The sequence below is a fragment of the Amycolatopsis albidoflavus genome (assembly GCF_039525725.1).
GTDB classification, from domain to species: domain Bacteria; phylum Actinomycetota; class Actinomycetes; order Mycobacteriales; family Pseudonocardiaceae; genus Amycolatopsis; species Amycolatopsis albidoflava.
Window position 1 is genome coordinate 535399 of record NZ_BAAAHV010000003.1, and the last position, 24312, is coordinate 559710.

Annotated in this window: 23 protein-coding genes; 14 read left to right on the plus strand and 9 right to left on the minus strand. The window is 69.6% G+C overall.

The genetic code is table 11. The features are described from left to right. Nucleotides 1-13: 13 nt before the first annotated feature. The gene (locus ABD156_RS03585; RefSeq protein WP_344266254.1) at nucleotides 14-148 is read right to left on the minus strand and encodes a hypothetical protein; all 135 of its coding nucleotides are present in this window, start codon (nucleotides 146-148) and stop codon (nucleotides 14-16) included. Here ABD156_RS03585 and ABD156_RS03590 point away from each other — a divergent pair. The 4 genes from ABD156_RS03590 to ABD156_RS03605 all read left to right on the plus strand — a co-directional run bounded on the left by ABD156_RS03590 (nucleotide 141) and on the right by ABD156_RS03605 (nucleotide 3692). After that, on the plus strand, nucleotides 141-1031 hold the full coding sequence (locus ABD156_RS03590) for a lysozyme (RefSeq protein WP_344266257.1): 891 nt from the start codon (nucleotides 141-143) through the stop codon (nucleotides 1029-1031). The genes ABD156_RS03585 and ABD156_RS03590 overlap by 8 nt on opposite strands. A 190-nt stretch (nucleotides 1032-1221) precedes the next feature. Continuing rightward, on the plus strand, nucleotides 1222-2073 hold the full coding sequence (locus ABD156_RS03595; RefSeq protein ID WP_344266260.1) for a hypothetical protein: 852 nt from the start codon (nucleotides 1222-1224) through the stop codon (nucleotides 2071-2073). 4 nt (nucleotides 2074-2077) lie between these two features. Then, the gene (locus ABD156_RS03600; RefSeq protein ID WP_344266263.1) at nucleotides 2078-3013 is read left to right on the plus strand and encodes a pentapeptide repeat-containing protein; all 936 of its coding nucleotides are present in this window, start codon (nucleotides 2078-2080) and stop codon (nucleotides 3011-3013) included. A gap of 16 nt (nucleotides 3014-3029) precedes the next feature. Continuing rightward, a complete protein-coding gene (locus tag ABD156_RS03605; protein WP_344266266.1) occupies nucleotides 3030-3692 on the plus strand; it encodes a nitroreductase in 663 nt (220 codons plus the stop codon). A gap of 43 nt (nucleotides 3693-3735) precedes the next feature. Here the strand turns inward: ABD156_RS03605 and purL are convergent, their stop codons facing one another. After that, on the minus strand, nucleotides 3736-6018 hold the full coding sequence (gene purL / locus ABD156_RS03610; RefSeq protein WP_344266269.1) for a phosphoribosylformylglycinamidine synthase subunit PurL: 2283 nt from the start codon (nucleotides 6016-6018) through the stop codon (nucleotides 3736-3738). A 144-nt stretch (nucleotides 6019-6162) separates the two neighbouring features. Here purL and ABD156_RS03615 point away from each other — a divergent pair, with 144 nt between their 5' ends. The 4 genes from ABD156_RS03615 (at nucleotide 6163) to ABD156_RS03630 (ending at nucleotide 10912) form a co-directional block, all read left to right on the plus strand. Further along, nucleotides 6163-7797, plus strand: coding sequence for an ABC transporter ATP-binding protein (locus tag ABD156_RS03615; protein WP_344266272.1), 1635 nt, complete (start codon nucleotides 6163-6165; stop codon nucleotides 7795-7797). After that, nucleotides 7794-9536: an ABC transporter ATP-binding protein gene (locus ABD156_RS03620; RefSeq protein ID WP_344266275.1), complete on the plus strand. Its 1743-nt coding sequence runs from the start codon at nucleotides 7794-7796 to the stop codon at nucleotides 9534-9536. The genes ABD156_RS03615 and ABD156_RS03620 overlap by 4 nt, the downstream gene beginning before the upstream one ends. 241 nt (nucleotides 9537-9777) lie before the next feature. Further along, nucleotides 9778-10218, plus strand: coding sequence for a hypothetical protein (locus ABD156_RS03625; RefSeq protein WP_486303411.1), 441 nt, complete (start codon nucleotides 9778-9780; stop codon nucleotides 10216-10218). A gap of 274 nt (nucleotides 10219-10492) precedes the next feature. Beyond that, the gene (locus ABD156_RS03630; RefSeq protein ID WP_344266278.1) at nucleotides 10493-10912 is read left to right on the plus strand and encodes a pyridoxamine 5'-phosphate oxidase family protein; all 420 of its coding nucleotides are present in this window, start codon (nucleotides 10493-10495) and stop codon (nucleotides 10910-10912) included. A gap of 63 nt (nucleotides 10913-10975) precedes the next feature. On the opposite strand, the gene purQ is transcribed toward ABD156_RS03630, so the two are convergent. Together purQ and purS are read right to left on the minus strand one after the other, a co-directional pair. Next, entirely contained in the window at nucleotides 10976-11653 is a 678-nt protein-coding gene (purQ, locus tag ABD156_RS03635; protein WP_344266281.1) for a phosphoribosylformylglycinamidine synthase subunit PurQ, read from the minus strand. After that, nucleotides 11650-11889, minus strand: a complete 240-nt coding sequence (gene purS / locus ABD156_RS03640; RefSeq protein ID WP_037808692.1) for a phosphoribosylformylglycinamidine synthase subunit PurS — start codon at nucleotides 11887-11889, stop codon at nucleotides 11650-11652. Before purS ends, purQ begins: the two co-directional genes overlap by 4 nt. A 93-nt stretch (nucleotides 11890-11982) precedes the next feature. Here purS and ABD156_RS03645 point away from each other — a divergent pair, with 93 nt between their 5' ends. From ABD156_RS03645 to ABD156_RS03655, 3 genes are all read left to right on the plus strand, one after another. Continuing rightward, nucleotides 11983-12879, plus strand: coding sequence for a hypothetical protein (locus ABD156_RS03645; protein WP_344266290.1), 897 nt, complete (start codon nucleotides 11983-11985; stop codon nucleotides 12877-12879). A gap of 82 nt (nucleotides 12880-12961) precedes the next feature. After that, nucleotides 12962-14542: a GMC family oxidoreductase gene (locus tag ABD156_RS03650; RefSeq protein ID WP_344266293.1), complete on the plus strand. Its 1581-nt coding sequence runs from the start codon at nucleotides 12962-12964 to the stop codon at nucleotides 14540-14542. Further along, nucleotides 14539-15351 carry a methyltransferase domain-containing protein gene (locus ABD156_RS03655; protein WP_344266295.1) on the plus strand — a complete coding sequence of 271 codons (813 nt, stop codon included), beginning with the start codon at nucleotides 14539-14541 and terminating at the stop codon, nucleotides 15349-15351. Before ABD156_RS03650 ends, ABD156_RS03655 begins: the two co-directional genes overlap by 4 nt. Here ABD156_RS03655 and ABD156_RS03660 read toward each other — a convergent pair. Together ABD156_RS03660 and ABD156_RS03665 are read right to left on the minus strand one after the other, a co-directional pair. Further along, complete coding sequence (locus ABD156_RS03660; protein ID WP_344266298.1) at nucleotides 15348-16532, minus strand: glycosyltransferase 87 family protein; 1185 nt, start codon at nucleotides 16530-16532, stop codon at nucleotides 15348-15350. The two genes, ABD156_RS03655 and ABD156_RS03660, sit on opposite strands and share 4 nt — an antisense overlap. Before the next feature lie 31 nt (nucleotides 16533-16563). Beyond that, the gene (locus ABD156_RS03665) at nucleotides 16564-17298 is read right to left on the minus strand and encodes a GbsR/MarR family transcriptional regulator (RefSeq protein ID WP_344266301.1); all 735 of its coding nucleotides are present in this window, start codon (nucleotides 17296-17298) and stop codon (nucleotides 16564-16566) included. Nucleotides 17299-17506: 208 nt separating this feature from the next. Between ABD156_RS03665 and ABD156_RS03670 the strand changes: the two genes are divergently transcribed. Together ABD156_RS03670 and ABD156_RS03675 are read left to right on the plus strand one after the other, a co-directional pair. Next, nucleotides 17507-19624 (plus strand): S9 family peptidase, encoded by a 2118-nt coding sequence (locus ABD156_RS03670; RefSeq protein ID WP_344266304.1) that lies wholly within the window; start codon nucleotides 17507-17509, stop codon nucleotides 19622-19624. Between the two features lie 53 nt (nucleotides 19625-19677). Then, on the plus strand, nucleotides 19678-20019 hold the full coding sequence (locus ABD156_RS03675) for a hypothetical protein (protein ID WP_344266307.1): 342 nt from the start codon (nucleotides 19678-19680) through the stop codon (nucleotides 20017-20019). 25 nt (nucleotides 20020-20044) lie between these two features. On the opposite strand, the gene ABD156_RS03680 is transcribed toward ABD156_RS03675, so the two are convergent. Both ABD156_RS03680 and ABD156_RS03685 read right to left on the minus strand, forming a co-directional pair. Further along, complete coding sequence (locus ABD156_RS03680) at nucleotides 20045-21214, minus strand: lactate 2-monooxygenase (protein ID WP_344266310.1); 1170 nt, start codon at nucleotides 21212-21214, stop codon at nucleotides 20045-20047. A gap of 9 nt (nucleotides 21215-21223) precedes the next feature. Then, nucleotides 21224-22720, minus strand: a complete 1497-nt coding sequence (locus ABD156_RS03685) for an aldehyde dehydrogenase family protein (RefSeq protein WP_344266313.1) — start codon at nucleotides 22718-22720, stop codon at nucleotides 21224-21226. Nucleotides 22721-22921: 201 nt separating this feature from the next. Between ABD156_RS03685 and ABD156_RS03690 the strand changes: the two genes are divergently transcribed. After that, entirely contained in the window at nucleotides 22922-23557 is a 636-nt protein-coding gene (locus ABD156_RS03690) for an MBL fold metallo-hydrolase (RefSeq protein WP_344266316.1), read from the plus strand. Between the two features lie 2 nt (nucleotides 23558-23559). Here ABD156_RS03690 and ABD156_RS03695 read toward each other — a convergent pair whose 3' ends face one another. After that, on the minus strand, nucleotides 23560-24258 hold the full coding sequence (locus ABD156_RS03695) for a DUF2334 domain-containing protein (protein WP_344266319.1): 699 nt from the start codon (nucleotides 24256-24258) through the stop codon (nucleotides 23560-23562). Nucleotides 24259-24312: the final 54 nt, after the last annotated feature.

Below are 24312 nucleotides of genomic sequence, written 5' to 3' on the forward strand. Positions count from 1 at the left end.
CGCCCGATGAAAATCACCCACTCGACCATTCATCTTCACGGAACTTGATGACAAACGACGATTCGTCCTCAAGAATCTCCCCCGTGGCGGCTACCTGCACATAGCCGCCCTCCGCGAGGGTATCTGTGAAGGGATCGACGATGTCCACTTCCCGAAGAGGGCGGCGCACCGCGCTGCTGTCCGCTCTGACCGTCCCCGTTGTCGCGCTCCTGCTCGGCGCTTCGACAGAGGCGACGGCCGCCCCGGCCGCTTCCCCGCTTTCGGCGCGGGAGGTCAACGCCGTCAACGCCGACATCCAGGCGAACAACCACACCATGGGTTCGCAGATCCGGCGCGTCGAGGGGGATCAGTCCACCCCCGAGACGAAAACCGCCGCGCAGCAACCGCAACCGGCGGCCGCGCTGCCGAACCAGGTAGCGGCCGCCGTCGCCGGCATCGACGTGTCCGGCTACCAGGGCAATGTCGACTGGGGCAACTGGTGGGGCCAGGGCAAGCGGTTCGTGTGGACCAAGGCCACTGAGAGCACCACTTACACGAACCCGTACTTCGCCCAGCAGTACAACGGTTCCTACAACCAGGGGTTCATCCGCGGCGCCTACCACTTCGCCACCCCGAACACCTCCAGCGGCGCGACGCAAGCGAACTACTTCGTCTCGCACGGCGGCGGCTGGTCGCGCGACGGCAAGACGCTGCCCGGCGTGCTCGACATCGAGTACAACCCGTACGGCGCGACCTGTTACGGCCTGAGCAAGGCGTCGATGACCGCGTGGATCAAGGACTTTCACGACACCTACCACGCCAGGACGGGCCGCTGGCCGGTGATCTACACGTCGACGAACTGGTGGAACCAGTGCGCCGGCGGCGATTTCTCCAGCACCGCGCCGCTGTGGATCGCGCGGTACGCGTCCTCGGCCGGAACGCTTCCGTACAACTGGGGCTACTACACCGTGTGGCAGTACACCTCCAGCCCGCTGGACCAGGACACGTTCAACGGCGCCTACGACCGGCTGCTGGCACTCGCCAACGGCTGACCTCAGCGGCGCGCACGGACGCGGCTCCCGGTTCTCCCCGCCTCCTGCCGGGCGGGGCGGCCGGGAGCCGCTTTTGTGCGAGCTTTACCCGCCTTGCACAATGCAGACCTGGGGCGGAGACGGAACCGCCTGAGCCGGCGGGGCGTCAGACCGCGGCGCGAGTCGGTGCAGCAGGAAGGCGGAACCGGACATGACTTACCCACCGCAGCCCGGACAGGGCGGGGACCCCTACGGCCAGGGCTGGCAGCAGCCCGGCTCGGGCGGGGTGCCGCAGCAGCCGGGGTGGGACCCCAACCAGGCTCAGCCGCAGCCGGGCTGGGACCCGAATGCCCAGCACCAGCAGCAGCCGGCCTGGGATCCGAACGCCCAGCAGCAGCCGCAGCAGGGGTGGGACCCGAACGCCCAGCAGCAGTACCCGGGGTACCAGCAGCAGCCGTATCCGGGCACCCAGCAGTTCCCGCAGCAGGGCTGGGACCAGCAGCAATACCCGGGCGGGCCGGGCGGCGAGCCGCCGAAGAACAACAAGACCGGGCTGTGGATCGGCATCGCCGTCGCGGTCGTCGTGGTGGTCGCGCTGGGCATCACCGGGTTCGTCGCGCCGGGGTTCTTCCTGAGCAAGGACGACAAGGGCAGCTCGCAGGCGCAGCCGCCGGCCCCGGCTCCGTCCCAGTCCTCGGAGGCTCCGCTGCCGAGCGACTCGTCCTCGCCGTCGACGGATTCGAGCGAGGACCCGGGCTCCAGCGGCGCGTCGGGCGAGGCGAAGCAGGTCATCGACAACTTCCTCGCCAAGCTCAACGCCAAGGACGCCGCCGGTGCCACCGCGCTGGCCTGCCAGGGCACCGAGAGCATGTCGAAGCGCAGCATCGACGAGACCACCAGCGGCGACCCGCAGCTCACCCTGGGCAAGGTCACCGCGGGCAGCGCCACGACGAGCGCCCGGATCACCGGCACGCTGTCGGGCAAGGACGCCAGCGGCACGATGGTGATCATGAACCGCGGCGGCGGTTACTGCGTGGGGCTGTACCTGATCCTGGCGTTCTGACCCGGTGCGCTCGCCGCTGCTGTGGACGTTGATCGCGTCCGTGGCACTGCTGTGCGGGGTCGGTGGCTGGCTGCTCACCGACCCCGCGACAAGCCGCAGCGAAGCTCTCAAGACCGCCGGTCTCGCCGGTGGCGCGGTCGTGGCGCTGTACGCGTTGTGGCTCAACGACCGCCGTCGCCGCGTCGAGGAGGCGCGGCAGGCGATCGAGCAGCAGCGGCACGACGTCGACCGCGAGCGGATCTCCGACGAGCGGTTCGCGAAGTCGGTGGAACTGCTGGGGCACGAGGCCGATCAGGTGCGCGTGGGGGCGTTGCACGCGCTGGCCGGGCTGGCGCGGACGCGGCCGGAGTATCGGCAGACCGTGCTGGACGTGCTGTGTTCTTATCTGCGGCGGCCGTTCACTCATGGCCGCTATGAGGGTGCGGACGTTACACCCGAAGAGGAACGCGAGCTCCAGGTGCGGCTTACCGCGCAGCGGCTGGTCCGGGATCTGCTGCCACCGTCCGATGTGGACGGACCCGGGCCGGATCTCGACCTGACCGGCGCGGTGCTGGAGTATTTCGACCTTTCCCGCCGCAAGATCGGCGGATTGCTGCTGCGGCACGCTTCTCTCTACAGCAGTACGAACATCAGCGGCTGTGTCTTCACCGGCCAGGCCTACTTCACCGCCGCGGGCACCGGACGCGGTCGGTTGATCGGGGTTTTCCGTTGCCGCAACGCGACTTTCCACGACCGGGCTTGGTTCTCCGGCACCGCGTTCTCGGAGCGGACCAATTTCTCCGACACCGCGTTCAAGGGCCCGACGACCTTCAAGGGTGCGACTTTCGCGAAGGAAGTCCTGTTCGACGGGGCGACTTTCGCGGATTCGACGGAACTCCAGCTGCCGGACGGCTGGAAGCTGGAACCTCGGAATGGCGGATATGTCGCGGTGCCGAGCTGAGTAGCATCAAAAAACCGTGGACGTCTACGAAGCGGTGCGCTCCCGGCGGTCGGTCCGCGGCTTTCTCGGCAAGCCGGTGCCCGACGAAGTCCTGACCCGAGTCCTCACCACAGCTTTGCGCGCGCCCTCCGGGGGAAATCTGCAGCCTTGGCGGGTTTATGTCCTGTCCGGAGCGAAGCTGGCCGAGCTGAAATACCTGGTCCGGCAGCGCATCTCCGACGGCGACACCGGTGATCCGCCCCAGGTGCTGCCCTATCCGGAAGCGCTGCCTGAGCAATACGCGCGGCGGATCGAGGAGCTGGGTGCGCTGCGCTACGGCGCGGTCGGTGTCGCGCGCGGGGACTACGCGGGCCGGGAACGGGTCCGCGTGCGGAATTGGGACTTCTTCGGTGCTCCGGTCGGCCTGTTCTGCTATCTGGACGAGCAGATGCTTCCGCCGCAATGGCTGGACGCGGGGATGTTCCTGCAGACCGTGATGGTGCTGCTGCGTGCCGAGGGGCTCGACAGCTGCGCGCAGATCGCGTGGGGCCGCTACCACCGGAGCGTCACGGAAATCGCGGAGCCGCCCGCCGGTTATGTCCTCGGATGCGGCATGTCGATCGGGTATGCCGATCCGGACGAGCCCCGGCCGGCGATCCCCCGGGCGTCGCTGGCGGAAGTGGTGACGTTTCGGTCGTGAGTGCCTACGCCGGTTCTAGCCGGCATAGGCACTCACGAGGCCCTCAGTCAAACAGCGCCGGAAGCGTCTTCTCCCAGGTCTCGCGCAGCTCCTCAAGGCTGAACTCCGTGACGCCCTGGATCTCCAGCGTGCCGGAATCCGGGTCGACGACGCCGGTCTTGCGCCACGGCAGGCCGCGCGCGGTGCACATCTCGGTGAACCGCAGCTCCTCCGTGCGCGGGACCGCCACCAGCACGCGGCCGGACGACTCGGAGAACAGCTGCACGAACGGGTCCTGGTCGCGGTCGAGGAACACCCGGGCCCCGCACTGTCCAATGAGGACAGTCTCGGTGAGGGCCTGAGCGAGACCGCCGTCGGCGAGGTCGTGCGCGGCGGAGATCATGCCGTCGCGCGAACCGGCCACCAGGACGTCGGCGAGCAGCTTCTCGCGGGCCAGGTCCACGCGGGGCGGAACGCCGCCGAGGTGGCCGTGCAGCTCGCGGGCCCAGGCCGAACCGTCCAGCTCGTCGTGGGTGTCGCCGAGCAGCAGCAGGGTCTCGCCCGCTTCCGCGCCGATGCCGGTCGGGATGCGGCGGGTGACGTCGTCGATCACGCCGAGCACCGCGATCACCGGGGTCGGCAGGATCGCCGTGTCGCCGGTCTGGTTGAAGAAGCTGACGTTGCCGCCGGTGACCGGGATTCCCAGCTCGACGCACGCGTCGGCGAGACCGTGCACGGCCTGCTCGAACTGCCACATCACGCCGGGGTCGGTCGGGGCGCCGAAGTTGAGGCAGTCGGACACCGCGACCGGGGTCGCGCCGCCGGTGGCGACGTTCCGGTACGCCTCGGCCAGCGCGAGCTGCGCGCCGCGGTACGGGTCGAGGTAGACGAACTTCGCGTTGCAGTCGGTGGCCACCGAGACGCCGCGGTTGCTCTCCTCGTCGATCCGGATCATGCCCGAGTCGGACGGCTGGGACAGCACCGAATTGCCGCGCACGTAGCGGTCGTACTGCGCGGTCACCCATTCCTTCGACGCCTGGTTCGGCGACGCGATGAGCTTCAGGAAGTCCGCGCGCAGCTCCTCAGGCGTCGACGGACGCGGCAGGTTCGCGGAGGTGTCGGCGATCAGGCCGTCCTGGAACGCGGGGCGCTCGATCGGACGGTCGTACACCGGGCCTTGGTGCGCGACGGTGTGCGCGGGCACGTCGACCACGATCTCGTCGTTCCAGGTGATGACGAGGTGCTCGCCGTCGGTGACCTCGCCGATGTCGGTGGCGATGACGTCCCACTTGGCGCAGACCGCCATGAACGCCTCGACGTTCTCCGGCGAGACGACCGCGCACATGCGCTCCTGCGACTCGCTGGACAGCACCTCGGCCGGCGTCATTCCGGTGGCGCGCAACGGAACCCGGTCGAGGTAGATGTGCATGCCGCCGTCACCGGCCGCGGCCAGCTCGGACGTCGCGCACGACAGTCCGGCGCCGCCGAGGTCCTGGATGCCGACGACCAGCTTCTCGCGGAACAGGTCGAGACAGCACTCGATGAGCACCTTCTCGGTGAACGGGTCGCCGACCTGCACGCTGGGCAGCTTGCGCCGGCCCGCCGCGGATTCGTCGCCGGAGAAGGTGTCGCTGGCGAGCACGGACACGCCGCCGATGCCGTCGAGGCCGGTGCGCGCGCCGAACAGGATGATCTTGTTGCCGGAGCCGGACGCGAACGCCAGGTGCAGGTCCTCGGTGCGCATCGCGCCGACGCACAGCGCGTTGACCAGCGGGTTGCCCGCGTAGGAGGGGTCAAAGACCAGCTCGCCGCCGATGTTCGGCAGGCCGAGGCAGTTGCCGTAGCCGCCGACACCCGCGACCACGCCGGGCAGCACGCGCTTGGTATCCGGCGCGTCGGCCGGGCCGAAGCGCAGCGCGTCCTGGACCGCGAGCGGCCGCGCGCCCATCGCCATGATGTCGCGCACGATGCCGCCGACGCCGGTGGCCGCGCCCTGGTACGGCTCCACATAGGACGGATGGTTGTGGCTTTCCACCTTGAAGGTGACCGCCCAGCCGTCGCCGATGTCGACGACGCCCGCGTTCTCGCCGATGCCGGCCAGCATCTTGGCCTTCATCTCGTCGGTGGCGGTCTCGCCGAAGTAGCGCAGATGCTTCTTCGAGGACTTGTAGGAGCAGTGCTCGCTCCACATCACCGAGTACATCGCGAGCTCGGCGTCGGTGGGCCGGCGGCCGAGGATTTCCCGGATCCGCGCGTACTCGTCTTCGGCGAGGCCGAGTTCGACGTACGGCTGGCTCGTTTCCGGGGTCGCCGCGGCCACTGCGGTGGTGTCAACTGTGCTGGTCACGGTATCCGTGTCAGGGTTCGCCACAACCTCAAGACTACGTGTCGGCCGGGTCACACCCGCAGCCGCCCGGCCTGGTCTCGGGAACGTTCGGCCGGGGATAAATCAGTCGCGCTGGACACTCCCGGCGGCTTAGCGTCAGTGATCGTGCTTTCCGCCACGTACCCCTTTCCCGCCATCCGGCTGCCGGAACGCCCGACAGCGGCTCGGTACCTGCTGGCGGTCCTGCGCGCGCGGCCGTGGCTCGTCCTCGGCGCGGCGGTCGCCGGGGCCGGCTGGTCGCTGCCGAGCGCCTTGCTGCCGCTGGTGATCGGCCGTGGCGTCGGGGCGATCGCCGACGGCGACACTTCCGCGCTCTGGCGCTGGGCAGTGGTCGCGGGCGTGCTGGGCGTGCTGCAGGCGCTGCTCGGCACCGCGCTGCACTTCGCCGCGTACGGCATGTGGATCCACGGCGCGGGCACCACGCAACGCCTGGTCACCGACCACACCACCCGGCTCGGCGCGACCCTGCGCGAGGCGGCCAGCACCGGCAACGTCGTCGCGGTCACCTCGTCGGACATGAACTGGATCGGCAACGCGTTCGAGGTGCTCGGCCGCTCGTTCGGTTCGATCGTGGCCTTCGTGGTCATCGGGATCGCGATGCTCGGCACGTCGCCGCTGCTGGGCACGGTCGCGCTCGTCGGCGTCCCGCTCGCGGTGCTCGGCATCGGCCCGCTGCTCGCGCCGCTGCAGAAGCGGAAAACCGCGCAGCGGGAGAATCTGAGCGACGTGAACGCGCTCGGCGCGGACATCGTGTCCGGGCTGCGGATCCTGCGCGGCGTCGGCGGCGAACGGCGGTTCCTGCGCCGGTTCCACGACGCCAGCCAGCTGGTGCGCCGGTCCGGCGTCGAGGTCGGGCGCAGCGAATCGTGGCTCGCCGCGGCGGAGGTGCTGCTGCCGGGGCTGGTCACGGTGGCGATCACCTGGCTGGGAGCGCGGCTCGCCCTCGACGGCACGATCGGCGTCGGCGAACTGGTGGCGTTCTACGGTGTTTCGGCGTTCCTGGTGGTGCCGGTGAGCACGGCGACCGAGCAGGTCAGCGCGCTCAGCTCGGGCCTGGTCGCGGCGCGCAAGGTGTGCGGGCTGCTGTCGCTGCGCTCGAGGCTGGCCGACCCGGAGTCGCCGCGGCCGCTGCCGGACGGGCCGCTGGAGCTGGTGGACACGACCAGCGGCATCCGCGTCGAGCCGGGCAAGCTGACGGTGGTCGACCTCGGCGCCGAAGCGGAGCCGATCGCCGAGCGGATGGCCCGGTTCGCGGATCCGGACGAGGACGAGAAGGTGCTGGTCGGCGGCGTTCCGGCGGACCGCGTCGCGCTCGCCGAACTGCGGACCCGCGTGGTGTACGCGCACAACCAGGACATCTGGTTCTCCGGCGTGCTGCGCGAACAGCTGGAGCCCGCGCGGCAGGGAAACGTCGACATCTTCGCGGCGCTGCACGCGGCGGACGCCGAAGACATCGTCGAAGCGCTGCCGCGCGGGGTCGACGAGCTGATCGGCGAACGCGGCCGCGAGGTTTCCGGCGGTCAGCGGCAGCGGCTGAGCCTTGCCCGGGCGCTGGCCACCGACGCCGACGTGCTGCTGCTGGACGAGCCGACCTCGGCCGTCGACGCGCACACCGAGGCCCGGATCACCCAGCGCGCCAAGGAATTGCGGAACGGAAAGACCACGGTGGTGTTCAGCCAGAGTCCACTGTGGAGGAACGTGGCGGACGAGATAGTGAGCGCGAAGGCGGTGACGGTATGACGACGCGGCTCCCGCTCGCGTCGAGGCGCGAGGTCCGGCAATGGGCCCGGCGCACGGCCGCGCAGCACCGGCGCGAGTTCTCCCTGATGCTCGGCCTGTTCTTCCTGGCCACGCTGATCGGGCTGGCCGGGCCGCAGCTGCTCGGCCTGCTGGTGGACGGCGTGGTCGGCCACGGCACGACGCTGCGGGTCGACCTGCTCGCGGTGGCGTTCGTGGTGGTGCTCGTGCTGCAGGCGTGGGCGAAGAAGGCGGCCCGGCTGCGCGGGCGGGTCTTCGGCGAACGCGTGCTGGCGGAGAATCGCGAACGGTTCGTCAAGAACGCGCTCGACCTGCCGCTGGGCACCGTCGAGGCGGCCGGGACCGGAGACCTGCTGAGCCGCGCGACCAGCGACGTCAGCAGGCTGGACCACGCGGTGCGGTTCGCCGCGCCGGAAATCCTGATCGCCACCGTCACCGTGCTGCTGACGACGATCGCGATGATCGTGACGTCGCCGCTGCTCGCGCTCACCCTGCTGGTCGCCATTCCGCTGTTGGTCCCGGTGAACATCTGGTACCAGCGGGTGATTCCGAAGGCGTTCGCGTGGATGCTCGACCGGTGGGGCGACCTGCAGTCGGTCACGCACGAGACGGTGGAGGGCGCTCGGACGGCGGAGGCGCTGAGCCTCACCGAGCGGCGGCTGCGCACCGGCCATCGCGCGCTCGACCAGGCGGTGCTCGGCGAGCGGCGGATGCGGTCGTATCAGCTGCGCTGGCTGCCGTCGCTGGAGATCAGCTATGTGCTGCCGATCGCGGCACTGCTGCTGCTCGGCCTGCTCGCGTATCAGCAGGGCTGGGCGGGGCTGGGCACGATCACCACGATGCTGGCCTACGCGCAGGCCATGACCGCGCCGCTCAACGAGGCGCTGTTCTGGCTGGAAGACCTGCAGGTCGCGGTCGCAGCGGCGCGCCGGATCCTCGGCGTGCAGCCGCCTGAAACGGCCGCGAAGGTCACCGACGTGCCGCGCGGGCGCGGCATCGAGGTGCGCGACGTCCGGTTCGGCTACACCGCGGACCGCGAGGTGCTGCACGGCATCAGCCTGAGCGTGCCCCGCGGCGAACGGCTGGCGATCGTCGGGCCGTCGGGCGCGGGCAAGTCGACGCTGGGCAGGCTGCTGGCCGGAATCTCGGCTCCGACGGCCGGGACGATCCAGGTCGGCGGCACCGAGGTGTCGACGCTCGCGGACGACGTGCTGCGCGGCGAGGTTCTGCTGCTGACGCAGGAGCACCACACGTTTTCCGGGACGCTGCGGGAAAATCTGGCGCTGCCGGCTCGGCGCGACGGCGGGGATTGGACCGACGAGGAACTGACGGCCGCGCTCGCGTCCGCCGGTGCGGCGGAGTGGGCGGCCGGGCTGCCGGACGGTTTGGACACCAAGCTCGGCTCGGGTGCGTACGCGGTGCCTGCCGGTCTCGCGCAACAGCTGGCGCTGGCCCGGGTCGTCCTGGCCGACCCGCACACGCTGGTGCTGGACGAGGCGACGTCGCTGCTGGACACCGGTTCGGCACGGGAGCTGGAACGGTCGCTGAACGCGGTGCTCGAAGGCCGCACGGTGATCGCGATCGCGCACCGGCTCCACACGGCCGCGGCGGCCGACCGGGTCGCGGTGGTCGAGGGCGGGCAGATCACGGAGCTTGGGCCGCATCAGGAATTGATCGCGGCTGGCGGTCCGTACTCGCGACTGGTTGAAGCGGCGAGCTGAAGCGCGATTCCCGGACGACAAATCCGGCGCGGTGAAAGCCGCGGCGCCGTCGGCTATGGGGATCTCTGCTCGAACGCGGCCGTGCTGGATGTCAACGCGGGAAAGCTGCTGTGGCAGCGGGGCGATGCCCATCACCTCGTCGGGAAGCCCGTCGGAGGCGAAACTCGACGAGCACGCAGTACTGGAGATCGTCGGCGGTTCGGTCGTGGTCGTGCACTAACAACAACTGCTCGGGCTGGACGTGGCCACCGGCACCGTCCGCTGGTCCGAGGTCACGCCACCGACCGACGAGAAGGTGCACTCGAACTGCATCCCGTCGGACGGGATGCCGCGGAGGGCGGACTTCGTACTGCTGTCCCACTGCAGCGCCAAGGACTCCGGCGACGACGGATTCGGCTACAGCCTGAGCGGGGTCTCCAACGGCACGTCACATCGACGTTCGCGAGCACTCGTCACAGGCACCACGATGATCGCGCTGACAAGCCCGCAGAAGCCCAACCGCCTCGCCGCGTTCGACCTCCGCACCGGTGCCAAACGCTGGGAAGCCCCGGCACCCGGCGGCGGCATCGTCGCGGCACCGCTCAGGGTGGAGGGCGGGCAGGTGATCGCCGTGGTCTCCGCTGGCCAGACGGGGCCGTTTTCGGAGTCCGCGGGATCTACAGCGGGCAGTCCACGGCACTGATATTCCGGCTCGGCTGAGCACCGTGCTCGAAAGCCGCACGGTGATCGCGATCGCGCACCGGCTCCACACGGCCGCGGCGGCGAGCTAAGCGGAATGCCTGCTGGGGATTCGGCGTTGGCTCCAGACGGAACCATGCCGGCGGGATCGCGCCGGTGTCTGGGCGAGCGACGTGCTCGGCCCCCGGGCCGAGTGCGTCGCTCACCCAGACACCGGCTTGAAGGCGATCCCGCACGCCTCGGCGAAGCCGAGGCAGACAACACGGGGGTGACGCCGGATGGCGGTCATGACGGTGGACGAACGAGAGAAATTCCTCGCGGAGAAGCGAGTGGGCGTGCTGTCGATCGGCCGGGAAGGCGCGGCCCCGCTCGCGGTGCCGGTTTGGTACGACTACGAGCCCGGCGGCGAATTGCTGATCTGGATGGACCGCGGGTCGGCGAAGGACCGGGCGATCGAGGCTTCCGGCAAGCTGAGCCTCACTGTGCAGCAGGAAACCCAGCCGTACAAGTACGTCACGGTGTCCGGTCCGGTCGTGGACCGGTCCTCGGCGCCGACCGAGGAGCAGGCGCTCGCTATCGCTTCGCGGTACGCGCCCGAGGCGGACGCGCGGCAGTTCGTCGCGGGCTCGCTCAAGGAGACCTCGGTGCTGGTGCGGGTGCGCACCGAACGCTGGCTCTCCAGCGACCACAGCAAGTAAAAGCCGTGAAGGACTCCTTGAGGGAATCAGATTCCCTCAAGGAGTCCTTCACGGACCTTTGCCTTAGGCCTTCACGAGCGCATCGACCGCGCTGTAGAACATGCCGAGGCCGTCGTCGGACGGGCCGGTGAGCGCGTCGATCGCGTGCTCCGGGTGCGGCATGAGACCGACCACGCGGCCGTTCTCGCTGGTGACGCCCGCGATGTCGTTGCGGGAGCCGTTCGGGTTGCCGCCGACGTAGCGGAACGCCACCCGGCCCTCCGCCTCCAGCATGTCCACAGTGGACTGTTCGGCGACGTAGCAGCCGTCGTTGTTCTTGAGCGGAATCAGGATTTCCGCGCCTGCCTCGTAGCGCGAGGTCCACGCGGTGGCGTTGTTGTCCACGCGCAGCCACTGGTCGCGGCACACGAAGTGCAGGCCGACGTTGCGGATCATCGCGCCGGGCAGCAGGCCGGCCTCGCACAGGATCTGGAAGCCGTTGCAGATGCCGAGCACGGGCATGCCCTTGTGCGCGGCGTCGATGACCGAGGTCATCACCGGCGCGTAGCGGGCGATCACGCCGGCGCGCAGGTAGTCGCCGTAGGAGAAGCCGCCCGGGACGACGACCGCGTCGACGCCCTTCAGGTCGTCGTCGGCGTGCCAGAGCGAAACGGCTTCGGCGTCGGCGTAGCGGACCGCGCGGGCGGCGTCGCCGTCGTCGAGCGTGCCGGGGAAGGTGATGACGCCGATGCGGGCGCTCACGCCTCGACCCGCCGGATCGTCCACTGCTCGATCACCGGGTTGGCGAGGAAGCCCTCGGCCATCTTGGCCAGCGTCTCGTCATCGACGTCGTCGTCGACCTCGAGTTCGAAGTGCCGCCCCTGGCGCACGTCGGCGACCCCGGAGAAACCCAGCCGCGGCAGCGCGCGCGCCACCGCCTGGCCCTGCGGGTCGAGGATCTCGGGTTTGGGCATGACGTCGACAACGACTCGAGCCACGGCTGGCTGCTCCTTATTTCTGCAGGTCGTGGGTGCGGTTGAAGCGTACTTCACTAGCCTGACCGGCAGACAGACCGGTATCGAGGGGGAGACATGAACCACCCGCCGCAAGGCCCGTACCCGCAGCAGGGTCCTTATCCGCCGCGCGGGCCGCGGCAGGGCCAGTTCCAGCAGCCGTACCCGCCGCAGGGTCAGCCGCAGTTCGGGCCGCCTTTCGGCCAGCAGCCGCAGCCGCCGAAGAAGTCGAAGGCCGGGCTGTGGATCTCGCTCGGCGCGGCGGTCGTGGTGCTCGGCGGCGCGGTCGCCTTCACCGGCTGGGTCACGCCGGGGTTCTTCAAGGAGAAGCTGGACACGACGTCGCGGGGGACGCCGGAGCAAGCGGCCCAGTCGGTCGCGAACTCGATCACCGAGCAGACCGGGCTGGATCAGCTGTGGTGCAAGATCCGGTCGAAGCGGTCCTACACCGCCGACGACTTCTTCCGGAGCGCGAAGAGCGAGGCGAAGATCAGCAATCCGGTGCATCCGACCGGCCAGCAGGAGCGCGCGGCCACGATCACCGCGGGCGAGATCGTCTACGGCATCGCGCTCATCCCGGACGGCGACGGCTGGTGCGTGCGCGACGCCAAGTCCGGCGGCGAACCGGCCCCGCTGGCCAGCCTGTCGACCGACCCGAAGCCGCGACCGTCCGTGAAGGACGGCACGGATGCCGCGACGAAGTTCATCGACGCGGTCAACGCGCGCGACATCCCGGCGGCGCTGTCGGTCATGTGCCGCGACGCGCCGGACACCACTCGCAACGGCACCCAGCAGTGGATCTACGGCGAAACGAAGCTGACCGTGCGCAAGACGGACGTGCTGCGGACCGCGGGGCGGACCATCGTGCACCTCGACACCAAGGTCGACGGCACCACCGGCGTCGGCCGGGTGGAGACCGACGACCACGCGGTCGACGGCGCGTGCGTCACCTCGTTCGATGCCACTTCTGACTGATCGGTTTTCCGGAGACTTGCGCGTAGCGTGACCTGCGCCATGATGTGTCGTTGACAGGGTGTCAACACCACCGGGAGGCAGCGTGCCAGAGCAGGACTCCTTCGACTACGTGATCGTCGGCGCGGGCAGCGCGGGCTGCGTGCTGGCGAACCGGCTGAGCGAGGACCCGTCCGCGCGGGTGCTCCTGCTCGAGGCGGGCGGAGAGGACACCGCGGACGAGGTCCGGATCCCGGCGGCGTTCGCGTCGCTGTTCAAGACGAAGTGGGACTGGAACTACGAGACCGTCGAGCAGAAGCACACCGGCAAGACGGCGTACTGGCCGCGTGGCAGGCTGCTCGGCGGGTGCTCGTCGATCAACGCGATGATCTACATCCGCGGCAACCGCGCCGACTATGACGGCTGGCGCGATGCGCACGGAGCCACCGGCTGGGGCTGGGACGACGTGCTGCCGTACTTCAAGCGCGCCGAGGGCAACCAGCGCCTCGGCGGTCCGCTGCACGGCACGGACGGCCCGCTGCATGTCGAGGACCGGCGGTTCACCCACGAGCTGTCGCACGCGTGGGTGGACAGCGCCGTTTCGTGGGGGCTCAAGCACACCGACGACTTCAACGGCGAATCGCAGGAGGGGGCCGGGCTCTACCAGGTCACCTGCAAACGCGGCCGTCGCTGGTCCACCGCGGACGCTTACCTGCGGCCCGCTTTGTCGCGGCCGAATCTCACCGTGCGAACAAACGCGCAGGTCACGAACGTGGTCTTCGAGGGCACCCGCGCGGTTGGCGTGTCCTATTCGGACAAGGGCGTGCCGACGACAGTCCGGGCAGACGCCGAGGTGCTGCTGTCCGGCGGCGCGATCAACTCGCCGCAGCTGCTGATGCTGTCCGGGGTCGGGCCGGCCGAACATCTGCGCGAACTGGGCATCGACGTGGTCGCCGCGCTGCCCGGCGTCGGCGACAACCTGCACGATCACCCGGCGGTCGGCGTGATCTGGTCGACGAAGGGCACCACCGACATCGCGGACTCCGCGACGCCCGCCGGGCTGGTGCGCTACCAGCTGACCAAACGCGGGCCGCTCGCGTCGAACATCGGCGAGGCGGGCGCGTTCTACTCGACCCGCGACGGGCTCGACGCGCCGGACATGCAGATCCACGTGGCCCCGACGTTGTTCTACGACAACGGAATGCGCGAACCGACCTGCCCTGGTTTCACGTCGGCGGCCACGCTGGTCGACGTCGCGAGCCGCGGCAGGCTCCGGCTGAAGTCGGCGAATCCGTTGTGGAAGCCGGAAATCGACCCGGCCTACTACGCGGAGTCGATCGACCTGGAGTCGATCAAGTCGGCGCTGCGGTCGCTGATCGAGATCGGCCGGTCGGGGCCGCTGGCGAAATTCCTGGACCGGCCGTTCCTTCCGGCGACGCACGAGCTGTCGGACGAGGCGCTGACCGAGCACGTCCGGGAGAACACGCAGACGCTGTACCACCCGGTCGGCACTTGCGCGATGGGCAGCGGCGAGCACTCGGTGGTGGATCCGGAACTGAAGGTGCGCGGGGTTTCGGGGCTGCGGGTGGTGGACGCTTCGGTGATGCCGGTGGTGCCGCGCGGGAACACCAACGCGCCGACGATCATGGTGGCGGAGAAGGCGGCTGATCTGATCCGGGCTCGATGACCGCTCTCTCGAACTGGCGGGATCTCCTTGCCGCTTGGGCGATTCCGGACGCCGTGCACCCTCCGGAATCGCCGTGGGTCCTTCCCCGCGAGGTGTTCCTGCGGCGGGCCGATCAGCAGATCGCCGAGCCGATCGGGGCGACGCACCGGTTGGCCGCCGAGGCGTTGCAGGAGCCGGGCACGGTGCTCGACGTCGGCGCGGCGGCCGGGGCGGCGAGTCTGTCCCTGGTCGGCCGGTCGAACGTCACCGCGGTGACGGCGGTGGACACCGACGACGAGTTGCTGGCCGCGTTCGCCGAGCGGGCGGCAGGCGTGGAGCACCGGCTGCTGTCCGGAAGGTGGCCCGAGCCGGCCGCGGAAGCTGGTGTGGCGGATGTCGTGGTGTGCGGGAACGTGGTTTACAACGTTCCCGACCTCGCTCCGTTCGCCACGGCGCTCACTGCGGCGGCGCGGCGGCGGGTGGTGGTCGAGACGGCCGCGCGGCATCCACTGACCGAGCTTAACCCGTTGTGGCAACGGGTTCACGGCATCGAAAGGCCGACAGGACCGACCGTCGAGGACTGTCTCGCGGCGCTCGCGGAAGTGGGGATCGAACCGGAAGTCGTGGTGTGGCAACGGCCGCCGGAGCCGGAGTACGCGGAGTTCTCGACCATGGTGGACGTGACTCGGCGGCGGTTGTGCTTGCCCCGCGACGCGGCCGGGGAGGTGGAGCGGGCGTTGCTGGAACTGGGCGTAGACCCGGAAATGCCACCAGACCTCGGTTCTTCCGGCCGGGATTTGGTGACGCTGGTGTGGCCCGGCTCCGCCTAACGGGCGCGTTCCAGGGCGGGAACCCGGGCGAGTTGCAGCGAGAATAGTTGCCCGGCAAGGAAACCCAGCCCGAGAATGAGGTAGGAGTCGCCGACCAGGTGCTGCCACGGGGCCCACGCGAGTTCTTGCATTCCGCTCGACGGCACGAAAGTGTGCGGCGCGGCGATGAAGACCGCGACCCCCGCGACCAGCATCGCGACGGTGCCGGGCGTGCGGACCCGCGCGGCGAGAATGAGCGCGGCGGGCACGATCCATACCCAGTGGTGCGACCAGGAAATCGGCGACAGGACGAGCACGGCTGTCGCGTTGACGACGAAGGCGAGCGGTCCGTCGACGCGCCGCATGACGAGCACAGCGGCGATCAAAACGAACGCGGAAAGGCTCAGCCACAGCAGGTCGTGCGTGCGCGGCAGCAGGGCGAGCCGGTTGAGGGCGCCTTCGATGGTCTGGTTGGTCGCGTAGGGAGAACCGCTGAATCCGTCGGCGTTGGTGAGGCCGCCGCCGAAGAAGTACTCGGCGGACGCGCGCGGCGCGACCAGGAAACCGGCCAGCGTGGCCGCGGCACCGGTGAAAAGGGCGTTTCGGGCGGCGCGGAAATCCTTGGTGAGCAAGAAGAACAGCAGGAAGCCCGCGGGCGTGACCTTGATCGCGGCGGCGATCCCGACCAGCACGCCGCGTGGCCAGCGTTGGTTGGGCGCAAGGCAATCGACCACGACCAGTGCCATCAGGACGAGGTTGATCTGTCCAAAAGAGAGCGTCGAGCGCACCGGTTCGAAGGCGAGCGCGGCACCGGCCAGCGCGGACGCGGTAACCGCGGCGGTACGGCGGTTCCAGCTCTGCCGCAGGCGGCGGACCACGGCGTACAGCGCGGCCCAGAGCGACACGACCGAGATGAAATCGAGCACAAAGGACGCGACGGACAGCGGCGGAAGTGCCAAGGCGGAGAAGAGAATCGCGGCGAACGGCGGGTAAATGAAGGGCAGCATGGACCCCGCCGTGGTGGTGGGGAGAGCGCCGTAAAGGTCGCCACCGTGAAGGACGGCGTCCGCGCCGAAGCGATAGACCTGCAGGTCAACCGGATTGAAGCGGCTGAGGGCGGCGGCTGCGCCCACGGCGATCGCTGTCAGGCTGACGACGAGCAACGAGACTGAGAGCCGCCCAGCTTTTTCCTGCAACCACATACGGCGGCCATTGTAACTTCGGCTCTGGCGATCAGCTGAACGGTTGCGAATGTTCTTCGCGGTAGGCGTGCAGGATGTCGCGCGCTTCCTCGGCAGAACGGCGGATGCTGTCCGCGACGACGTCGACAAAGCGCGCGATGCCCTCCAGCCGGACGGCCGCCTGCGTGTCCGGACCCAGCACCTCGACGCCGCGCCGCGCGGTTTCGGCGAGGCGGAGGTTGGCGCGGACAGTGGTCATGATCGATTCGTAGAAGACGTCGTCGTCGACCAGGTAGCGTTCGCGGCGGCCCTCGTCGCGTTCCCGGCGGACTAAGCCCTGGTGTTCGAGGAACGCGATCGCCTTCGACACCGACGCGGGGCTGACCTGCAGCCGCCGGACGAGCTCGGCGGCGGTGAGGCCGCCGGAATCGGTGGTGTAGAGCGCGACCAGCAGCCGCGCGGTCATCTTCGGCAGCCCGGCGTCGGTGAAGACGGTGGCGAACGACTCCTCGTACTCGCGCACCTTCTCGGCGTCGCGTCCGCCCTCCTCCGGGGCCGGGCGAGCGCGGCGGGCAGTCGACTGCCTGCTCCGGTGGGCGCGATGTTCAGTGGCGTGCTGGGCGAGGTCGGCGCGGTAGCCAGCCGGGCCGCCGTTGCGCAGCACCTCGCGGGTGACCGTCGAGGTGGGCCGGTCGAGCCCGCGCGCGATCTCCGCGTACGCGAGACCGTCGGCGAGCCCGAGCGCGATCTGGTGCCGTTCCTGCCGGGTGAGTCTGCCGCCGGGCATCGCGACCTCCTTCGTTCCTGGCCGACGATAGCGTTGATCTTACCTTCATTGCAACAGTCTCATTGCGTTGACCTTAGCGCTCGTTGCAACGATACACCGCAATTTACCTGCATATACGCGCTCGAAACGCAGCAACCAGGCTGACAAATTCCTGAAACGCAACGTAGCGTTTCGCAAGTCAGAAACAACTGGGGGAAGGAACCCGAGCGTGACCGCCACCGAGAACTACCGCACCGCCGAACTGCTCCTGCGCCGCCCCGCCCGCCCCGGCGAGCTGGTCGTCGGCGACCGCGTCCGTCCACAGTGGATCGACGGCGGCACGCGGTTCTGGTACGCCGTGAACCACGGAGACAGCAAGCAGTTCTTCCTCGTCGACCCGGCCGCGGGCACCCGCACCCCGGACTTCGACCCGACGAAGCTGCCCGCCGCGACGCCCCCGGGCGCCCCGCTGGACGTGCCCTCGCCGGACGGCAAGGTCGCAGTGTCCCAGCGCGGCGCTGATCTCTGGGCCGTGTCCGGCACCCGCGAATGGCCGCTGACCAGTGACGGCGCGCCCGGCTACCAATACGGGACCAGCCCGGAAAGCCTCGGCAACGGCACCCTGCTGCGCAAGTTCGGGTTGCCGCACCTTCCGCCCGCGGTCGCGTGGTCGCCGGATTCGACCAAGGTGCTGACCCACCGGACGGACGAGCGCGAGGTCCGCGAGACGCATCTGCTTGAATCCCGGCCCGCCGACGGCAGCGCGCCGGCGCTGCACACCCAGCGCTACCCGTACACCGGCGACGAGCATATGGCGCTGGCCGAACTGGTGGTGCTGGACGTCGCTACCGGCACTATGGTCCGCGCGCAGACCGAACCGCTGCTCTCGCCGATGATGTCGCCGGTGATGGCCAAGTGGGCGTGGTGGGCGGCGGACGGTTCGGCGGTGTATTTCCTCGCCCAGCCGCGCGATCGCCACACCCTCACCCTGCACCGGATGGACCCGTCGACCGGCGAGGTCACCACGGTGCTCAGCGAAACCGGGCCGACCCGCGTCGAGCCCAACCAGTGGCTGTACGAACCGCCGATCGTCCGCGTGCTGGAGAGCGAGGTGCTGTGGTACTCGCAGCGCGACGGCTGGGGTCACTTGTACCGCTACGACCTGCGCACCGGCGAGCTGCTGAACCAGGTCACGTCCGGCGAATGGGCGGTGCGGCAGATTCTGGGCGTCGAAGCGGAGACGGTGTACTTCGTCGCGTCCGGGCTGGTCGCGGAGGATCCGTACCGGCGGACGGTGTGCCGGATCGGCTTGGACGGCAGCGGATTCGCCAAGGTGACTGACGATTGCCTGGACCACGTCGTCACGATGCCGGACAGCATGGCGTACTTCGTCGACTCGGCGTCCACTGTGGACACTCCGCCGGTGACGACGGTCCGCGACTGGTCTGGTCGCGTGCTGGTCGAGCTGGAGCGGGCGGACATCACGAAGCTCGCCGCGACCGGTTGGACGCCGCCGGAACCGTTCTGTGTCAAGGCGGCAGACGGGGTCACCGACATCTACGGCGTGCTCTACCGGCCGCACGGCTTCGATCCGGAGAAGACGTATCCGGTCGTGGACAACATCTATCCCGGCCCGCAGGTCACCCGGACCTCGCCGTCGTTCGACCCGGGCGGCATGGGCCTGGACGCGGAACCCCTTGCCGCACTGGGCTTTGTGGTGCTCGCGGTGGACGGACGCGGTACGCCGGGCCGGAGCAAGGCGTTCCACGACGCGTCTTACGGCAAGCTCGCCGACGCGGGCAGCCTCGACGACCACCTCGCGGCCATGCGGCAGCTCGCCGAGACACGGCCGTGGATGGATCTCGACCGGGTGGGCGCGTTCGGGCATTCCGGCGGCGGATTCGCGACTGTGCGGGCGATGCTGGACTACCCCGAAGTCTACCGGGTCGGCGTCGCGTTGTCCGGTTCGCACGACGCGCAGCACTTCAGCCTGGACTTCGTGGAGGCCTACGACGGCGCGGACAACCCGCGGGCGTGGGCGGCGTCGTCCAATGTGGAGATCGCGGATCGGCTGGCGGGCAAGCTGTTGCTCGTGCACGGCGAGATGGACGACCGGGTGCATCCGGACAACACGCTGCGGCTGGCGGACCGGCTGATCGCGGCGAACAAGGACTTCGAGCTGCTCATCGTGCCCGGCGCCGAGCACGTGTTCATCGACTGCCTGTCCTATGTTCGCGCCCGCGGCTGGGATTTCCTGGTGCGCGAGCTGATGGGCGAGCAGCCGCCGGCGTACCGGCCCGCTCCGATCGTGCTCGACCCGGAGCTGCTCAGCGAGCTGTTTGCCTGACGGTTTGTCGACATTGCCCGTTTTTGTCGGACCCTGCCGCTACGGTTCCAGTCATGAGCACTTCCCTCTACTACGACGCGAGCCGGGCGACCGCGCTCACGCCGGCCGAGACCACCGCGATCGAGCGCATCGTCACCGCCCACCAGTCGGCTTTCCCTTACCAGGACGAGGAATCCCTCTTCCTGTACGAGGAAGGCGGCAGTGAGCCGGACGCGATCGTGGCCGGGTCCACCAAAATGCCGTTCGATCTCGACCGGGTAATGCCGGTGCTCGGACAGGTGCTGGGCTCGGTGACCGAACTGCGCCGCGCGATTCCGGACGCGGAGTGGCGGGTGCAACTGGACGATTTCGAGATCCCGTGGGACGAGCACGAGGGGTACTTCCTTCCCTCGTGACGCGGGCAGTCGGCCAGGCGCTGTTTCAGGCCTGGCCGACCCGCCGCAGCGCCTCGCGGGTGAGGTCCTTAAGGGTCGGATAGCCGTCGACAGCCATGATCAAGTCAGCTTCAGCGAGCAAGGTACGCAGCACATGGACAACGCCGTCCTCACCAGCCAACGACAAGCCCCAGGCATAAGGGCGGCCGACGCCTACCGCGGTCGCGCCCAAGGCCAGCGCCTTCACCACGTCGGCTCCGGAGCGAACGCCGGAGTCGAACAGGACTGGCGTGCCATCTGCGGCGTCGACCACCTCGGCCAGGCAGTCCAGCGCCGGGAGACCGCCGTTGGCCTGCCGTCCGCCGTGGTTCGAGCAGTAGATCCCGTCGACCCCGCCGTCGATGGCGCGGCGGGCGTCGTCGGGATGCTGGATGCCTTTCACCAGCAACGGAAGCTTCGTCAGCGACCGCAGCCAGGGCAGGTCCTCCCAGGTGAGCGGATTGCCGAAAAGCTGTGCCCACAGCCCGACGGCGGCGGCCGGGTCGTCCTCCGGGGCCTTGCCGAGCCGTTTCCGGAACACCGGGTCGGTGAAGTAGTTGGCCAGGCAATGCCCGCGCAGCTGCGGGAAGTTCGCCGTCGACAGGTCGCGCGGACGCCATCCGGTCACCCAGGTGTCGAGTGTGACGACGATGCCGCGGAAACCCGCCGCCTCGGCCCGTTGCACGAGCGAGGCGGCGAGGTCGCGATCGGTCGGCGTGTAGAGCTGGAAGAAGCCCGGAGTGTCGCCCAGTTCCGGCACGAGCGTCTCGATCGGGTCGACGCTCAGCGTCGAAGCGACCATCGGCACGCCCGTTCGCGCGCTGGCTCGCGCGGTCGCGAGATCGCCGTGCCCGTCCTGCGCGCACAGGCCGATCACCCCGACCGGAGCCAGGAACAGCGGCGACGGCAGCGTCATCCCGAACAGGTCCACCGACAGGTCGCGTTCGTTCGCGCCGACGAACATCCGCGGGACCAGGCCCCAGCGCTCGAATGCCTCGACGTTCCCGCGCTGGGTCCGCTCGTCGCCCGCCCCGCCGGCCACATAGGACAGCACGGACGGCGGAAGCGCTTGTGCCGCACGCGCTTCCAGTTCCGCGTACGACATCGGCAGGTCCGGGACGCGGCCGGACAGCCCGGCGAAGTAGATCTCGAGCTGGAAATCGCCGAAGCCGGGCAACAGTTCTCCTCAGCGCTTGCCGTGCAGGACGGTGACCAGCTTGGCGACCAGCGCGTCCGTGGATTCCTTGCGGAAGAAGGACGTGAGCGTGAGCGGCGCGGTGAAGCGCTGCCGGGCCACGGCCTTCGGACGGGCGAACTCGCGCAGCCCCTCCGGGCCGTGGATCCGGCCGAACCCGGAATCGCCGACGCCGCCGAAGGGCAGCGACGCGATGCCGGCGAACGACAGCGGCGCGTTCACCGAGGTCATGCCCGCGCGCAGCCGCGACGCCAGCTCGGCACCGCGCGCCCGCGAGAACACCGTCGAGCCGAGGCCGTACTTGGTGGCGTTGGCCTTCTCGATCGCCTCGTCCATGTCGCGGACCTTGGCGATGGTGACGGTCGGGCCGAACGTCTCCTCGCGCACCGCCTCGGAGTCCTCCGGGACGTCGACCAGCACGGTCGGCTGCACATAACGGTCGCCGACGCTCTCCACGCCGCCGACCAGCGCCTTTCCGCCGCGCTTCAGGGCGTCCTCGATGTGGCTGCGGATCACCGAGAGCTGCGAGGGCATGGTGATCGGCCCGTACTGCGCGTCCTCGTCGGAACCTGCGCGCACGTTCTTCGCCTTCTCCACCACCCGCGCGACGAACTCGTCGGCCACGCGTTCGTGCACGTAGACGCGCTCGACGCCGATGCAGGTCTGGCCGGAGTTGGAGAACGCGCCCCAGACGGTGGCGTCCGCCGCCGCTTCGAGGTCCGCGTCCGTGTCGACCAGCAGCGCGTCCTTGCCGCCCGCCTCGATCACGACCGGGGTCAGCGTGTTCGCGGCGGCGGCCATGATCTTCTTGCCGGTGGCCGCGGAGCCGGTGAAGGCGATCTTGTCCACGCCGGAGCCGACCAGCGCGGCCCCGGTCTCGCCGAAACCGGTGATCAGCTGCAGCACCGGCTGCTCGGGCACGATCTCGGCGAACGCGTCGACCAGCCATTTCCCGACGCCGGGGGTGTACTCGCTCGGCTTGAACACGACGGCGTTGCCCGCGGCCAGCGCGTACGCGATGGAGCCGAGCGGGGTGAACACCGGGTAATTCCACGGCCCGATCACGCCAACGACGCCGAGCGGGAGGTATTCGACGGTCGCGGCCTGGTTGGCCATCAGGAGGCCGGACGAGCGGCGGTGCTTGCCGAGCACCTTGCGGGCGTTCTTCGCCGCCCACGCGATGTGCTCGATCGCCAGCACGCTCTCGAGCTGGGCATCCGCGACCGGTTTGCCGGTTTCGTCGCGCACGACCTGGCACAGCTGCGGGAGCCGCCGGGTGAGCACGCCCTTCCAGCGCTGCAGCCGCTCCGCGCGACCGGCGAAACCGAGGCCGTCCCACCAGCGCGCGGCCGCCCTTGCCCGCTCGACGGCGGCGCCGACCTCGTCGGCCGTGTGCACCGGATAGGTCCCGACGACCTCGTCGGTGGCCGGGCTGAGCGAATCGAACGTCTCGCCGACGGGCGTCGGCTTCGGCTGGACCGCGGTCATCGGCGTTCTCCCCGTCTCGGTGAACCCCCAGGCTACGAGGTTGCTGACACTCTGCCAACAGTTGCCCGGGCTTCCCGCCAGCATGTCATCCGGGAGCGGGCGCGGAAAGTCCTCCGACCGGGAGTCCTCGCTGGACGCCCTCGTGGACCGAGCCCGAAAGCGTAGGGTTGAACCGACCGATCTTGGTAAGGAGAAACCCTGATGCGCATCGTCCATTTCGGACATTCCTGCGTACTGCTCGAGACCGCCGCGGAGCGGATTCTGCTCGACCCGGGCACGTTCTCCACCGGCTTCGAGGCCGAGCGCGAACTGTCCGCGGTGCTGATCACCCACCAGCACTTCGACCATCTCGACGTCGAACGGCTGCCCGGGCTGCTCAAGGCGAACCCGGACGCGAAGCTGATCGTCGACCCCGGTTCGGCCGAGGCGATCGAGAAGCTGCACCTGGAGTTCGAGGTCGCCAAGCCCGGCGACGCGTTCGAGTTCGGCGGCACCTCGGTGTCGGTCGTCGGCGGCGAGCACGCGGTGATCCACGCCGACATCCCGGTGATCCCGAACATCGGCTACCTCGTCGACCACGGTGCGTTCTACCACCCGGGCGATTCGTTCTTCGTGCCCGAGCAGAAGGTCGACGTGCTCGGCCTGCCCACCGGGGCGCCCTGGCTGAAGGCCGGCGAAGCGGTGGACTTCCTGCGCGCGGTCGCGCCGCGCCGCTCGGTGCCGATCCACGAGGCGGTGCTGGCCAACCCGGCGATGCATTACGGGCTGTTCCAGAACCTCGCCCCGGAAGGCACCGACGTGAAGGTGCTGGAACGAGGCGTCGCGACGGAGGTGTAGGCCTAGGCGGGCGCGGTGTGGCGCAGGGAGCCGTAGGTGCTCCCGAAGGCCCGGTTTTCGAGGGCGACGTCCACCGCGTCCAGCAACGCCTGCCGCAAGCCGGGGCGGCTGAGGTCAGCGGCGTCAATGCCAAGCCGCACCAGCCCGCCTCGGCGCGCGGCCCGGGCGGAGGCCAGCACGAGCGCGAAGCAGCGGACAGTCTCCGTACGGTGCGACTGACTCGTGAAGTCCTGCACCCGCGCGCGCCGGATCTCGCCGGACACCAGGTCCCGGACGGCGTTCTGGTCGGCACACAGCGCGAAGCCGTGCTCGCGCAACGCCTGAACAGTGCCGGTCGACGCGAGCCAACGCGGGGGTGCGAAGCCGTCGACAGTCACGCCGGTTGCGTCGAGGGCCGCCTTCGCGGCGATGAGCCTGAGCCGCGCTTCGTGCGCCGGGAGCACGGCGAACTCGGCCTTGCGACCGAGGTGCACGGCGCGATGCGTCGGCGGAATGCGGTGGTCGTAGCCGTTGAGCAGCACCGAGTCTCCCGCCGCCGCGCGCGTACGGACCCAGGCCGTGACAGGCCCGTCCTCCGTGCGCGCGACATGCAGAATCGACAGCGGAACATGCCGACGTTCGAGTTCGGCCGCCAGATGCGCACAACGGTGCAGCGTGCGCGTGGTGACCCCGGACAGCGAGACCAGCAGGCGAGCATCCACGCCACCATTGCGCCGCAGCCGTGTGGCGACCGCCTGACCGCACCGTGAACTACG